Source organism: Pradoshia sp. (assembly GCF_051873915.1).
Classification (GTDB): Bacteria; Bacillota; Bacilli; order Bacillales; family Pradoshiaceae; genus Pradoshia.
The window spans coordinates 1-15,146 of the sequence record NZ_JBJEFJ010000034.1; the positions used below are offsets into that span (position 1 = coordinate 1).

Below are 15,146 nucleotides of genomic sequence, written 5' to 3' on the forward strand. Positions count from 1 at the left end.
GTTTTCGGCTTCAATCGGATGGATGAAAAAAATGGACTTTACATTCCTTTTCCTGAATGAATAAAAAAAATAAAAAAATGTTTGCAAGCGGTTTCTTTTTATGTGAGCCGGGTAAACTATAAATGAAAGGAGGATAGGAAAGAAATTAAAAAGAAAGCAGGATTAACACCTCAGGCGACTCAATCATATAGTGTTTCGTTCCGTGCAAGTACCAGTAAGAAGTAAATAAGCAAGAAACGTGAACGTTGGCTATATACCTGAATTGCCATGCGAAGAAGGGTTGCATGAATGGTCTAATGAAGATGTGGAGATATGGATTGCAGACCTGGAAGTAAAGGATATTCTGGCTTATAAACATAACTCAATCGGGAGAGGATGGAAGGGCTGATTTGGCAGACAGCTAGTGGGGATGTCACAAAAGGCCTGAATAGAATCGACCAAAAGCCTTTTATCGGATTTTCATTATAAAGGTGGCGTTATGGATATTACTTTACTTAAGGACAATCATCGATAAGCCCGATAATGACACTATTCATTGAGACATGGAAGATCGATTCCACATGTCAACACCAATCAAGTCGCAAAAGATGGGTTGAGTAACCAATAACTAAATATCAATGCAGTGTGTGTAATGTTTAGAACAAAAGGTGTAAAGAAACCTTTTATTAAGCGGAAGAAACACACTTCAGCTGAATGCAGGAACGTAAAGTACCGGACAGGAAAGTTAAGAATATAACCAGTTTATATTTAAATCAGCTGATGCATGGTTGAGTCACCTAAGGTGTTAAGAGAAGGGGAACCCTATAAAAAGGGTTCCTTTTTTGTATGCAGTGTGTTTATGACTAAACGTATGATTTCATCGTGTTTGCCCATACTAATGAGAAGCGTTTGCTTGATTTAAGAAGGGAGCCTGTGAAAACAATGGATAAAGCTGAAGAGGTGCCACGTGAGGAAAAGGCTGCTGATGAGAAGGGGGTTTCCCCAAGCAGCTTAATTGATAAGATTCAATCCCTGGGACAGACGAATGTGCCGCAATTACCAAAGGATTCAAATATTCATTGCTTAAATATCATTGGGCAGATCGAAGGGCATATGCAATTGCCTCCCCAAAATAAAACAACAAAATATGAACATGTCATTCCACAGCTTGTAGCGATTGAGCAGAATCCTGCCATTGAGGGACTGCTAGTCATCCTGAATACGGTAGGGGGAGATGTGGAAGCTGGACTGGCAATATCTGAAATGATTTCTTCTTTATCTAAGCCGACTGTATCAATAGTTCTTGGCGGAGGCCATAGCATTGGTGTTCCCATTGCGACTAGCTGCAATTATTCCTTTATCGCAGAATCGGCGACCATGACGATTCATCCCATTCGTCTGACAGGCTTGGTCATAGGTGTTCCGCAATCATTTGAGTATTTGGATAAGATGCAGGACAGGGTCGTTAATTTCGTCGTAAAGCACTCCAGTATTGATGAGGAAACCTTTAAGGATTTGATGTTTGCCCGCGGGAACCTAGCCCGTGACATCGGCACGAATGTCATCGGGGAAGATGCGGTGCGAACAGGCTTAATCAATGAGGTAGGAGGAATCGGGAGTGCCATTGCCAAGTTGAATGAATTAATCAAGGCAGGCAAAGAACAGGAGGGTACACCTATCCAATGACGTACTACACAATCATACCTGAGGAATTATTATCGATGGATCAGACGAACGTTGATTACCATAGCGTCTTTAACAAAGGCGGTGTGCCATTTGTTGGCGAGAGATTGCCTGATGGGTCCGTCCGGGTACACCGTATCATTAGCACTGAACCGAATGATTATTTATCCACTTCTCTATCCCCCGGCAATATAATTTATCATCCGGAATAAAAGGTTTTGAAAGGCCAAATATGCTATAATTAAGGGAACAGGGATAGGCAGCCGGGGCCAGGCTGCTTTCTTTGTTTTCCTTAAGCGTTATGTCAGCACTTTTTCACCAAGAAGTACATACATAGACAATTGGCTGATATGAAGCTGCTAATTTTAGAAAGAAATACGGGTGGTTGGATGGCTAAAAATAAACGAAAACCTAGGTCTAAGAAGAAAGACCAGATCAAGTCTACCTTAAAATACGAAATATCCGGACTCGCCTTATTTGGCTTTGCAGCGATTGCCATGGCCAGGCTGGGTGCAGTTGGAACTTCATTCGTGATTTTGGCTCGCTTTTTCATGGGAGAATGGTACATATTATTATTATTAGGCCTTATGATATTCAGTATATACTTGATATACAAACGGGAGATTCCGTTCTTCTTTAAAAGGCAGCTTGTCGGCATTTACTTAATGGTATTGGCGATTCTTTTATATCATCATACGATTTTGTTTGAGCATCTAGCTTCATCTGCAAACGATGCTCTGCGCCCTAGTGTCATTTTGAATACGTGGGAAATCTTTTGGATGGAAGTGAATGGCTCAGCCAGTACGATTGATTTAGGAGGGGGAATGATTGGTGCATTCCTTTATGCGGCTTTCCATTTCCTATTTGCTGATGCCGGAAGTAAATTTATTGCCTTTCTATTCATCGTTGGCGGCATCATACTCATAACCGGCAGGGGACTCATGGATTCCATCGGCAAGGTTATCTCCTCCTTTGGACGTTTCATTAAGAAACAGTGGGATGCCTTTATAGAGGATTTCCGCAGTTCCAAGACAACAAGGAAAAAGGCAGACAAACGAGCGACACGCAAGACTGAGCCGGTCATGAAAGACATAGATGTTGAGGTGCCTGGCGAGAATGCGGCAGAAGAGGTGCCATTCGAGGAAAGAATCATTTCCAATTTCGCAGACCGAGCTTATCAGGAAACGGATGGAGTGTCTGAGCCGGTATCAGATCAAGCGGATGTGCGGCCGAAAGCTGGAGAAGGGAATGCGGCTGAAAAGGAAGAGCCTATGACCTTCATGGAAGTGGAAAATGTCGACTACCAGCTTCCAAAGCTGTCATTATTAAAATCGCCTAAAAAAGCAGACCAAAGCGGGGAATATGAGCTGATTCATACGAATGCCGAGAAACTTGAGAGCACCTTTAAGAGCTTTGGGGTGAAAGCGAGAGTGACTCAGGTTCACTTAGGACCTGCTGTAACGAAATATGAGGTTCATCCTGATGTCGGCGTGAAGGTATCGAAGATTGTCTCACTGGCAGATGACCTTGCGCTGGCCCTGGCTGCGAAGGACATTCGAATTGAGGCCCCGATTCCGGGTAAATCAGCTATCGGAATCGAGGTTCCGAATTCAGATGTAGCCGTTGTTTCCTTGCGGGAGGTTCTTGAGGTCCAGCCGTCTGAGAAAAGCGGGTCTAAGCTCTTGATTGCACTTGGACGAGATATCTCTGGAGAAGCTGTTTCGGCCGAGTTGAATAAAATGCCCCATCTTCTTGTCGCAGGGGCGACAGGAAGCGGGAAAAGTGTCTGTATAAACGGCATCATCACCAGCGTATTAATGCGTGCAAAGCCCCATGAGGTAAAAATGATGATGATTGACCCGAAAATGGTTGAGTTAAATGTCTATAATGGTATTCCGCATTTGCTGGCTCCAGTTGTTACGGACCCTCACAAAGCGGCTCAAGCCTTAAAAAAGGTCGTAAGCGAGATGGAGCGGCGATATGAATTATTCTCTCACTCTGGTACGAGAAATATAGAAGGGTATAATGATCTAATTACACGCCAGAACTTGGAGGAAGGAGAGAAAAATCCTCTCCTGCCATATATTATTGTCATTGTGGATGAATTGGCTGATTTAATGATGGTTGCGTCAAATGAAGTGGAGGACGCGATTACGCGTCTCGCCCAAATGGCCAGGGCTGCTGGGATTCATTTAATTATCGCGACTCAGCGTCCGTCTGTTGATGTTATTACAGGGGTCATTAAGGCCAATATTCCTTCGAGGATTGCCTTCAGTGTATCCTCTCAAATCGATTCAAGAACGATTCTCGATATGGGCGGCGCAGAGAAGCTCCTGGGCCGAGGGGATATGCTCTTTATGCCGGTCGGGGCATCCAAGCCAATCCGTGTGCAAGGGGCTTTCCTGTCTGACCAAGAGGTAGAGGATGTGGTTGATTTCGTCATTTCTCAGCAGAAGGCGCAATATCAGGAGAATATGATTCCTGAGGATATACCGGAGCCGAGCAAGGAGACCACAACAGATGAACTGTATGATGAAGCTGTCCGTTTGATTGCAGATATGCAGACGGCATCAGTATCCTTGTTGCAGCGCCGCTTTAGGATAGGTTATACACGTGCGGCCAGGCTGATCGATGAGATGGAAGCACGAGGGGTCGTTGGCCCTTATGAAGGCAGCAAACCGCGTGCTGTCCTGGTGCCAAAGGATTTTGACCAGGCGAGTAATTCTTAATAAAGAGGACTGAAAAGGACTTCAGCGTATATAGGCTGAAGTCCTTTCGTTTTGTCTGAGTATTCGATCATATATAGGCTGATTAATTACCGGGTTATTATCGAACTAGGATGACTAAATGGTTAGATAAACATGAATAAGGTTATATTATTATATCAATAAATGATTTTGTCTATTCTTTATTATCAGGCAATATAATCGATTGATTACATATTTATCAACATTTTCTGTAGATTTCAACAGAGTTCCAAAAATTTAAAGTGTAACATTATTTTATATTAGAAAAACATATTCATTTTTTCTTTAAACCATGTTAAATTATCATTTGTTAGTAGACTTTCTATACGCGTCTGTTTTATTCATGATGTGAACTCCATGCGAAAGCATTGGAAACGTACAAGATACGGAATCATCTTAAGGCCTAAATACATATATAGATCACGTTGAATGACGGTATCTTTTTATTACCTAATTGATCAATGGAGATTTTACTCATAAATGCCGAAAAAATAGCTCATATTAAAAAGGCTACTGACTAGATTATTTTGGAGGTTAATGCAGTGAAGAAAAGAAAATTTGGAATTGCGCTTTCACTTGTTTTAGCGGCAAGTACCTTTATGAGTGCTTGTGGAAACAATGATGACAGCAGCAAAAATAATGCAGACAAGGATCATTTCACCGTTGCTATGGTGCCTGATACTGGAGGAATCGATGATAAATCCTTTAACCAATCAGCTTGGGAAGGGCTTCAAGCCTTCGGTAAGGAAAATGGCCTGGAGAAGGGCAAAGATGGATACAACTATCTGCAATCAGAATCTGATGCAGATTACACAACAAATCTAAACCAATTAGTACGCCAGAACTTCAACTTAATTTACGGGGTAGGATTCACAATGGATGGAGCCATTAAAGAAGTGGCTAATCAGAATCCTGACACAGAGTTTGCCATTATTGATTCAGTTGTAGAAGAAGATAATGTGGCAAGCATCATGTTCAAGGAAAATGAAGGTTCCTTCCTTGTAGGGGTTGCTGCTGGGTTGAAGACAGCCTCTAACAAGATTGGATTTGTTGGCGGAGTGGAAAGTGAACTCATTAAGAAGTTTGAAGTTGGTTTTATTGCCGGCGTTAAATCAGTTAATCCTAAGGCGGATGTCCAAGTGAAATATACAGGCACATTCAGTGATGCTTCCTTAGGAAAAGCGACTGCAGAAGCGATGTATAAATCAGGCATTGATGTCATTTATCATGCGGCTGGAAATAGTGGTAATGGTGTATTCACTGAAGCCAAAAACATAAAGAAAAATAATCCTGATAAAGATGTTTGGGTAATTGGGGTCGATAAGGATCAAGCCGATGAAGGAAAAATTTCCGGAACAGATATGAATGTTACGCTGACATCTATGGTAAAACGGGTAGACCTAGCTGTACAACAAGTATCAAAAGATGCGAAGAATGGGAAATTCCCAGGTGGTGAAACAGTCGAATTTGGTCTTGAAGAGGATGGGGTGGATTTAGCTCCGTCGAAGGATAATCTATCCGATGAGATCATAAAGGCTATTGATGATTATAAAGAGAAAATCAAAAAAGGCGATATTAAAGTACCGGCAAATGAAAAAGAGCTGGCTTCCTTCTTGAAATAAGGATATATCACTTCCTTATAAACAGATGGATAGAAGCAGACAGACTTCCTTTTGAGAAGGGTTTGTCTGCTTTTTTGATGGTTCATCAGCTGACTATAAAGAAGTCGTTTTTATCCATTAGTGAGCCTATTATAGGGGATACGAACGAATATATATTATTTTAGGATAGAATTAGTATGGCGTAATGGTTGATCGGAAGCAGAAGTTTTATTAAGGTATACTGTTTAGAAATTACCGGATAATACACCATATGATATGGGAAAAATAGGTAGTTATGTTTTCGTAAACAGGTTTTTAAGCTGCTTTAGGATGGCTTATATACAAGAAAACGTTTTTAATAGGTCATGCTAAATGGAATAGAATGAAAATTTCAAAAATATAATCTTTTGGATGGTACAAAAGTCCTTTCAGTTAAAAAACATTGATTTAATAAGGTTTACGGCGCTTACATGGCGAAAATTCGTCAATTCGACAAGTGTGACATTATTTATATTTTAGGCAAACCTATTTATTTCTTCCAAAATCCATGATAAATTATGATTGGTTAGTAGATTTGTATCTTTTAAATGATTAGGAAATAAGTAACTTGGAGGAAAAAGGATGTCTATCAAACAGGACAACCGGCAGCTTTATCTGCAGGTAATCGACAAGATTAGACAAGATATTAGCTCGGGTGTCTATAGGGAACATGAGAAGTTGCCTTCAGAGTTTGCATGGGCAAAAAAACTTGGTGTAAGCAGAGCGACATTAAGGGAAGCACTTAGGGTTCTAGAAGAGGATAAGGTGATTATTCGCAGGCATGGGGTCGGTACCTTTGTTAATGCGACACCGCTATTTACATCCGGCATAGAACAACTTAATAGTGTAACTGATATGATTCGGGAAGCAAACATGACTCCAGGAACGATATTTCTTTCATCATCCATTGAAGGTGCAACGGAAGAAGATATGGAAAGGTTCAACTGTAAGAAAGACGAAAAGTTTCTGATAATAGAGCGAGTCAGAACCGCAAACGGAGATCCGGTAGTCTATTGCTTGGATAAGATGCCGATTCATGTGGTATCGGATGCTTCCATGTTTCAAGAAGAGTCGATGCTGGCCTTGCTGGAAGAGAAGGCGGGCGTGAAGATTACATATGCTGTCGCTGACATCGAGCCTATTGGCTATGATGAAAAGGTATCGCCTCTATTGAACTGTAATCCGGAGACAGCCCTTCTATTACTGAAACAAACTCATTTCGACAGTCAGGACAAGCCATATCTCCACTCTGCCAACTTTTTTAGAGCTGATAAGTTTCATTTTCATATTCTGCGTAAAAGAATTTGAGAAGGCTCATACTAAAAAAGCTACTGCCAAAATTATTTAGGGGGTTAAGAACGTGAAAAAACGCAAATTTGGAATGGCGTTGTCTCTCGTACTAGCTGCAGGAACTATTCTTGGTGCTTGTGGAAACAATGATGACAGCAGCAGCAGTGAAGGTGATTCAAAAAAAGATAATTTCACCGTCGCAATGGTTACTGATACTGGTGGCGTTGATGACAAATCCTTTAACCAATCTGCATGGGAAGGCTTGCAAGCTTTCGGTAAAGAAAATGGTTTGGAAAAAGGCAAGGACGGCTACAACTATTTGCAATCAGAATCTGACGCTGATTATACAACTAACCTAAACCAATTAGTCCGCCAAAAATTTGATTTAATCTACGGTATTGGGTTCTTATTGGAAGGCGCAGTAAAAGAAGCAGCAGATCAAAACCCTGACAGCCATTTTGCAATTGTTGACTCTGTAGTTGATGCAGACAATGTTGCAAGTATTACATTCAAAGAACATGAAGGTTCTTTCCTAGTTGGTGTAATTGCTGGTTTACAATCTAAATCTAATAAAATTGGATTTGTTGGCGGAGTGGAAAGTGAACTTATTAAAAAATTCGAAACTGGTTTCGTAGCCGGTGTTAAATCAGTAAACCCTGATGCAAATGTTCAAGTGAAATACACTGGAAGCTTCAGTGATGCTTCTCTTGGAAAAGCAACAGCAGAAGCTATGTACAAATCCGGCATTGATGTTATTTACCACGCTGCAGGCGCAACTGGTAATGGTGTATTTACAGAAGCGAAAAATATCAAGAAAAACGACCCTGATAAAGAAGTATGGGTAATCGGTGTAGACAAAGACCAAGCTGCCGAAGGTAAAATCGACGGTACTGACATGAACGTTACGTTAACTTCTATGGTTAAACGTGTTGACCTTGCAGTTAAGCAAGTTGCAACAGACGCTAAAGATGGCAATTTCCCTGGCGGTGAAGTTGTTGAATTCGGTCTTGATTCTGACGGTGTAGATATCGCTCCAACGACTGATAACTTAACTGAGGACATGATCAAGTCTGTTGACGAATACAAAGAGAAAATTAAGAATGGTGAAATCGAAGTTCCTGCTACAGAAAAAGAACTTAATGCATTCTTAAAAAAATAAAGAAAACGATGAAGGGATAAGGGCGTCATCCTTATCCCTTCATTACCCTTGCATATGACTGTCTGACATCAGACCTCTTAGGGAAAATGGTAAAGGAAAGGTAGCGCAAGGGTGTAACATTGGGTTGCTTTTCTTTTGCCATCTTGCTTATGAATCTTCATGGAAATTAAAAGGAGTGAATATCCGTGAACTATGTTATTGAGATGTTAAACATCCGTAAAGAGTTCCCCGGCATTGTAGCCAATGATGATATTACCCTGCAGGTTAAAAAGGGTGAAATCCATGCGCTGCTAGGTGAAAATGGTGCGGGAAAATCTACATTAATGAATGTCCTGTTTGGCTTATATCAGCCAGAAGAGGGCGAAATCAAAGTAAATGGTGAAGCGGTTCGCATCACAAGTCCTAATATTGCGAATGACTTGGGAATCGGTATGGTCCATCAGCATTTCATGCTGGTTGACACGTTCACAGTTACAGAGAACATCATTCTAGGTAAAGAACCAACAAAAGCTGGCAAAATTGATTTGAAAGAGGCTTCTAGAGAAGTCCGCGAGCTGTCAGAGCGCTATGGATTGAAAATTGACCCGGATGCGAAGATCTCTGAAATATCTGTTGGAATGCAGCAAAGGGTAGAAATATTGAAAACCCTCTATCGCGGAGCTGAAATCTTAATCTTTGACGAGCCGACAGCTGTATTGACTCCTCAAGAAATTAAAGAACTAATCCAAATCATGAAGAATCTAATTGCTGAAGGTAAATCCATCATTCTTATCACTCATAAGCTGAAAGAAATTATGGAAGTATGCGACCGCTGTACAGTTATTCGTAAGGGTAAAGGAATCGGAACGGTTAATGTCAGTGAAACGAATCCAAATGAACTGGCAAGTCTTATGGTTGGCCGTGAGGTAGTATTCACAACCGTTAAGAAGGATGCCAAGCCTGCTGAGGATGTTCTCAAAATCGATAATCTCGTTGTAAAGGATTCAAGAGGTGTTGACGCAATTCGAGGCTTGAATCTATCTGTACGGGCTGGAGAAATTGTCGGCATTGCCGGTGTTGATGGCAATGGTCAGACTGAATTAATCGAAGCTATTACAGGTCTTCGCAAGAGTGAATCAGGAAGCATTACCATTAATGGAAATGATATTATGAACAAGAAACCGAGAAAAATCACGGAAACCGGCATTGGTCATATTCCACAGGACCGACATAAGCATGGACTTGTTCTTGATTATTCTATTGGCGAAAATATGGTGCTCCAAACCTATTACAAAGAGCCATTCTCAAAGCATGGCATCTTGAAATTTAAAAATATCTTTGATAAAGCGAAGCAGCTTATTGCAGAATTTGATGTACGGACGCCGAGTGAGTTTACCCCGGCACGTGCCTTATCAGGCGGGAACCAGCAAAAAGCCATCATTGCAAGGGAAATTGACCGTAACCCTGACTTGCTGATTGCTGCACAGCCGACACGCGGACTCGATGTCGGAGCTATTGAATTCATTCATAGACGTTTGATTGAACAGCGTGATAAAGGCCGCGGGGTCTTGTTAATTTCATTCGAATTGGATGAAATCCTGAATGTAAGTGACCGAATTGCCGTCATCTATGAGGGGGCTATCGTAGCGGTTGTCGATCCTAAGAAGACAACAGAGCAAGAGCTTGGTCTCTTAATGGCAGGAAGTAAAGTGAAGGAAGCGGGGCAGGAAACACATGTATAAACGTCTATCAAATATACTAATCCCTGTAATCGCCGTTATTTTGGGTCTTATTGCAGGTGCTATCGTCATGCTGGCGAGCGGTTATAGCCCTGTAGATGGATATATCGCATTATGGGAAGGCATATTCAGTGACACATATTTTATGGGAGAAACCATTCGTCAGGTAACTCCCTATATCTTAGCAGGTCTAGCAGTAGCATTTGCTTTCAGAACGGGTCTATTCAATATTGGTGTTGAAGGACAATTCTTGATGGGGTGGCTTGCATCCGTATGGATTGGAACCTTATTCACCGATCTTCCACGACTCATTCACCTTCCGCTGGCTGTATTGGCAGCAGCAGTAGCCGGTGCGCTATGGGCATTCATCCCAGGCTTGCTGAAAGCGAAATTCCGAGTTCATGAAGTTATTACGACAATCATGATGAACTATATTTCTCTGCATGTTGTCAACTATATTATTTCGAATGTACTGACTGACCGATCTGATAAGACTGAAGCAATCGCGGGTTCTGCGACACTGCGTTCGGAATTCTTTGCAGCATTGACAGACAACTCACGGATGCACTGGGGCTTTGCTATTGCCATTGCCGGTGCAATCATTATGTGGTTCCTATTAGAGAAGACCACAAAAGGATATGAACTGAAGGCGGTTGGGTTCAACCAGCATGCTTCTGAATACGCAGGAATCAGTGTTAATAAAAATATTATTTATGCCATGTTAATCTCCGGTGCATTTGCTGGTCTAGCTGGCGCGATGGAAGGTCTTGGAACATTTGGTTACATTGGTGTTAAAGGCGCTCATACAGGTGTCGGATTCGACGGTATCGCTGTTGCCCTTCTAGGTGCAAACACAGCCCTTGGTGTTGTTCTTGCCGCATTACTATTCGGCGGGCTGAAATATGGCTCATTGAACATGCCGCTTGAGACAGGCATTCCAACCGAGATTATTGATGTTGTCATAGCCCTGATTATTTTCTTTGTGGCTTCAAGTTATATTATTCGCGTCGTAATCAGCAAGTTTAGCAAGAAGAAGGGGGTGGAATAAGTGAGTTTCGTAGAAATTTTAGCTATACTTGTTCCTTCTACACTTGTCTATGCAGCTCCGCTTATTCTTACCGCTCTTGGCGGCGTGTTTTCTGAACGATCTGGTGTTGTTAACATCGGGTTGGAAGGGATCATGATTATTGGTGCATTCACAAGTGTCGTATTTAACTTAACATTCTCCGATTCATTAGGAAGCTGGACCCCTTGGGTTTCTCTAGTGGTAGCCATGGTTGTTGCGGGGATTTTCTCCTTGCTTCATGCCGTTGCGTCCATTACATTCCGTGCGGACCAAACGGTCAGTGGTGTCGCGATTAACATGCTGGCGCTTGGGGCGTCTCTGTTCCTCGTGAAATTAATCTATGGTGCTGGTCAAACAGACAAAATTGCTCAGCCTTTCTATAAGGAAGATATTCCGATTCTTAGCGACATTCCGGTTTTGGGCGATATTCTTTTCTCTGATGTTTACTATACTTCCATCATCGCCATCTTCATTTCGGTGATCGTGTGGTATGTTATTTATAAAACGCCGTTTGGGCTTCGTCTTCGCTCTGTTGGGGAACATCCAATGGCGGCAGATACGATGGGAATCAATGTAAATCGTATGAGATATATCGGGGTATTCCTAAGTGGTATTTTAGGTGGTTTAGGCGGTGCTGTTTACGCGACGACCATTGCCCTAGATTTCAACCATGCAACCATTTCAGGCCAAGGGTTCATGGCCCTTGCCGCAATGATTTTTGGTAAATGGCATCCAATTGGTGCGATGGGTGCGGCATTATTCTTCGGATTTGCTCAATGTTTGAGTATCGTAAGCTCGATGCTTCCGTTCTTCAGTGAGATTCCGAACGTCTACCTGCTCATCCTTCCATATGTTTTAACCATTCTTGCCCTTACTGGATTTATCGGGCGTGCAGATGCACCGAAAGCATCCGGGCAACCATATATCAAAGGCAAGCGATAAGAATGAACGTTCAAGCAGGCAAAGGAAAAGGGGAAAATCCCTCTTACCTTTGCCTGCTTTTTTTATTCGAAACGATCATCATTGATTGTAAGCCCGCTCCTTTCTACATAAGTATAAGTAGGCGGGGCAGGTGCTGTCCCTTGCTTTATTTTCATTCAACCATGTATATTCAAACTAAAGGTTTAAAATCATTCTGTGAGACGAACAATATGGATAATTTAACGATCAATCTCATATAGGGAGGTCAATGTTATGGCCGTAGTAACTGAAAGAACGATAAAGCATCAAGGTGTAACTGTCCACTTTGTGCCTACGAGCAAGTACAAGACAAATACTTTGGTATGGAAAATGAAAGCCCCTTTAAAAGAAGAAACCGTTACACTTAGGGCGCTTCTTCCCAATGTACTCCAAAGCAATACGGAAACATTTCCCACCTCAACTGCCTTCCGAAATCATCTTGACGGGCTATACGGGGCCAGCCTTTTTGCGGATGTAGGAAAAAAAGGCGAATATCACATCATGAGCTTTCAAATGGAGATGGTCAATGAAAAGTATCTATCCCATAAGGAGCCGTTACTCGAGCAAGCATTTGGGCTTTTAGCAGAGGTTTTGACGAAACCAAATGCCAAGGGAGGTCAATTCGACTCCAATACGGTTGCAAAGGAAAAGAGAGCGCTTAAACAGAGATTAGAATCCATCTATGATGATAAAATGCGCTATTCATCCCTTCGATTGACACAAGAGATGTGCGTGGAGGAGAATTACCGACTTGATGCAAACGGAATTGCCGACAGAGTTGAGGAGATTACGCCTGAATCCCTATATGCCTATTATGAACGTGCTTTCGCAGAGGATGAACTGGATTTGTATGTAATCGGGGACATTGAAGAAGAGCATGCAATGGATGTGGTCAACCGCTACTTCCAATTCGGTGAAAGAAAACCAGAGAGCGTATCGTACATAAATCATCAAGTACAAGAGGCGAAGGAGCTTCAAGAAATCCAGGATATAAAACAAGGAAAATTAAATATCGGCTACCGAACAAATATTACGTACAAGGACCCGGACTATTTTGCCCTGCAAATGTTCAACGGCATATTTGGCGCCTTCTCTCATTCAAAGCTGTTCATTAATGTACGTGAGAAAGCGAGCCTTGCTTATTACGCAGCTTCCAGGCTTGAAAGCCATAAAGGACTGCTTATGGTTATGTCCGGAATTGACAACAAGAATTATGAGCAGGCCGTTACAATCATTAAGGAACAAATGGAAGCAATGAAGCGCGGTGATTTCACGGAACAGGAAATCGTGCAAACAAAAGCAATCATTAAGAATCAATTGCTGGAAACGATTGATACCTCACGGGGGCTGACAGAGGTCCTCTATCATAATGTTGTGGCAGATCAGGATATTACGCTCGATGAGTGGCTCAGGCGCGTAGATGAAGTGACTAGAGAAGAGATTATTGCCTGCGGGGAGAAAATTGTGCTCGATACAATCTACTTCCTTCATGGAATGGAGGTGGCTGAATAATGGAAAAACAAATCTTTGAACAGCTGCAGGAAGAGCTATATGTTGAACAGATGGATAATGGATTATCGGTTTATATATTGCCGAAGCCTGGTTTCAACAAGACTTATGCCACTTTTACAACGAAATACGGCTCCATTGATAATCATTTCAAAGAACCAGGGGTAGAGGATTTCTCACGCGTGCCGGACGGCATCGCTCATTTTCTTGAGCACAAGCTGTTTGAAAAAGAGGATGGTGACGTATTCCAGCAATTCAGCCGACAGGGAGCTGCGGCTAATGCATTCACCTCCTTTACACGTACAGCTTACTTATTTTCCAGTACCTCTGATGTCGAAAAGAATCTTGAAACCTTGATTGATTTTGTGCAGGAACCGTATTTCTCTGACCAAAGCGTGGAAAAAGAGAAAGGAATCATCGGACAGGAAATCATGATGTATGATGATAATGCTGATTGGAGGCTTTATTTCGGCATTATCGAGAATCTGTATCACAATCATCCAGTCAAAATCGATATTGCTGGTACGGTTGAATCTATTGCTGGAATTACGAAAGAGCTGCTCTACCAATGTTATAATACCTTCTATCACCCAAGTAATATGCTCCTTTTCATCACGGGGCCGGAAGATCCGGAAACAATCATGAAGCTTGTCCGGGATAATCAGGCGAAAAAGGAATTCACGAAACAAGGAGAAATCAGCCGCAAATTTGATGATGAACCGACATCAGCAGCGATTAAGGAGCGCTCCATCCAAATGCATATACAGTCACCTAAATGTGTCGTCGGTATAAAAGCCGCTGACACAGATCTGCAAGGGATGGAAATGCTTAAACAGGAGCTATCAATCGGCCTGTTTCTCGAATGCACCTTTGGCAAGAGCTCTGAGTATTATGAGAGCCTGTTTGAGTCAGGAATGATCGATAATTCCTTCTTTTATGATTATACACAGGAATATGGCTTTGGCTTTGGGATGATCGGCGGTGATACACGGGAGCCTGATCAATTGGCTGAACGAATTAAATCCATCTTATTTGAAGTGAAAGAGGGCGGATTCTTGACGGAAGAAAAGCTCGATGCCGTTAGAAAGAAACGAATTGGCGGCTTTCTTCGCTCATTAAATTCATTGGAGTCCATCGCGAATCAATTTACACGGTATGCTTTCAATGAAATGGAGTTATTTGATGTCGTTTCTGTCCTTGAGGAATTGACATTGGCCGACGTGCAGAAGGCGGTTGACGGGTTGATTGAGAAGGACCGTCTCTCTGTTTTTCAAATACTTCCTTCTTCATCTTGAAGACTTTCTGTTCCATATGCTTGGTTCACACCAGCATATGGAACAGTTTTTTTATGCAGCAGAGTCAGAAACAATTTACCAATTGAGATTGATGGTTTTC

At 42.0% G+C, this 15,146-nt stretch carries 11 protein-coding genes; all 11 read left to right on the forward strand.

Annotation, left to right across the window (positions count from 1 at the left end; all coding sequences use genetic code 11):
- The first annotated feature begins 921 nt into the window (after positions 1 to 921).
- Complete coding sequence (locus ACI35L_RS03470; RefSeq protein ID WP_049672949.1) at positions 922 to 1,665, forward strand: ClpP family protease; 744 nt, start codon at positions 922 to 924, stop codon at positions 1,663 to 1,665.
- A complete protein-coding gene (locus ACI35L_RS03475) occupies positions 1,662 to 1,874 on the forward strand; it encodes a YlzJ-like family protein (RefSeq protein ID WP_049671378.1) in 213 nt (70 codons plus the stop codon). Before ACI35L_RS03470 ends, ACI35L_RS03475 begins: the two co-directional genes overlap by 4 nt.
- Positions 1,875 to 2,051: 177 nt before the next feature.
- Positions 2,052 to 4,391 carry a DNA translocase FtsK gene (locus ACI35L_RS03480; protein ID WP_049671377.1) on the forward strand — a complete coding sequence of 780 codons (2,340 nt, stop codon included), beginning with the start codon at positions 2,052 to 2,054 and terminating at the stop codon, positions 4,389 to 4,391.
- A 560-nt stretch (positions 4,392 to 4,951) separates the two neighbouring features.
- Positions 4,952 to 6,031, forward strand: coding sequence for a BMP family lipoprotein (locus ACI35L_RS03485; protein ID WP_049671376.1), 1,080 nt, complete (start codon positions 4,952 to 4,954; stop codon positions 6,029 to 6,031).
- A 600-nt stretch (positions 6,032 to 6,631) separates the two neighbouring features.
- A complete protein-coding gene (locus ACI35L_RS03490) occupies positions 6,632 to 7,357 on the forward strand; it encodes a GntR family transcriptional regulator (RefSeq protein WP_049671375.1) in 726 nt (241 codons plus the stop codon).
- Between the two features lie 52 nt (positions 7,358 to 7,409).
- The gene (locus ACI35L_RS03495) at positions 7,410 to 8,498 is read left to right on the forward strand and encodes a BMP family lipoprotein (protein ID WP_439802253.1); all 1,089 of its coding nucleotides are present in this window, start codon (positions 7,410 to 7,412) and stop codon (positions 8,496 to 8,498) included.
- Between the two features lie 185 nt (positions 8,499 to 8,683).
- Positions 8,684 to 10,219 (forward strand): ABC transporter ATP-binding protein, encoded by a 1,536-nt coding sequence (locus ACI35L_RS03500; RefSeq protein WP_049671373.1) that lies wholly within the window; start codon positions 8,684 to 8,686, stop codon positions 10,217 to 10,219.
- Positions 10,212 to 11,264, forward strand: a complete 1,053-nt coding sequence (locus tag ACI35L_RS03505; protein WP_049671372.1) for an ABC transporter permease — start codon at positions 10,212 to 10,214, stop codon at positions 11,262 to 11,264. The genes ACI35L_RS03500 and ACI35L_RS03505 overlap by 8 nt, the downstream gene beginning before the upstream one ends.
- Positions 11,265 to 12,224, forward strand: a complete 960-nt coding sequence (locus ACI35L_RS03510; protein ID WP_049671371.1) for an ABC transporter permease — start codon at positions 11,265 to 11,267, stop codon at positions 12,222 to 12,224.
- Between the two features lie 252 nt (positions 12,225 to 12,476).
- Positions 12,477 to 13,754 (forward strand): EF-P 5-aminopentanol modification-associated protein YfmF, encoded by a 1,278-nt coding sequence (yfmF, locus tag ACI35L_RS03515; RefSeq protein ID WP_049671370.1) that lies wholly within the window; start codon positions 12,477 to 12,479, stop codon positions 13,752 to 13,754.
- Positions 13,754 to 15,046, forward strand: a complete 1,293-nt coding sequence (yfmH, locus tag ACI35L_RS03520) for an EF-P 5-aminopentanol modification-associated protein YfmH (protein WP_439802254.1) — start codon at positions 13,754 to 13,756, stop codon at positions 15,044 to 15,046. Before yfmF ends, yfmH begins: the two co-directional genes overlap by 1 nt.
- Positions 15,047 to 15,146: the final 100 nt, after the last annotated feature.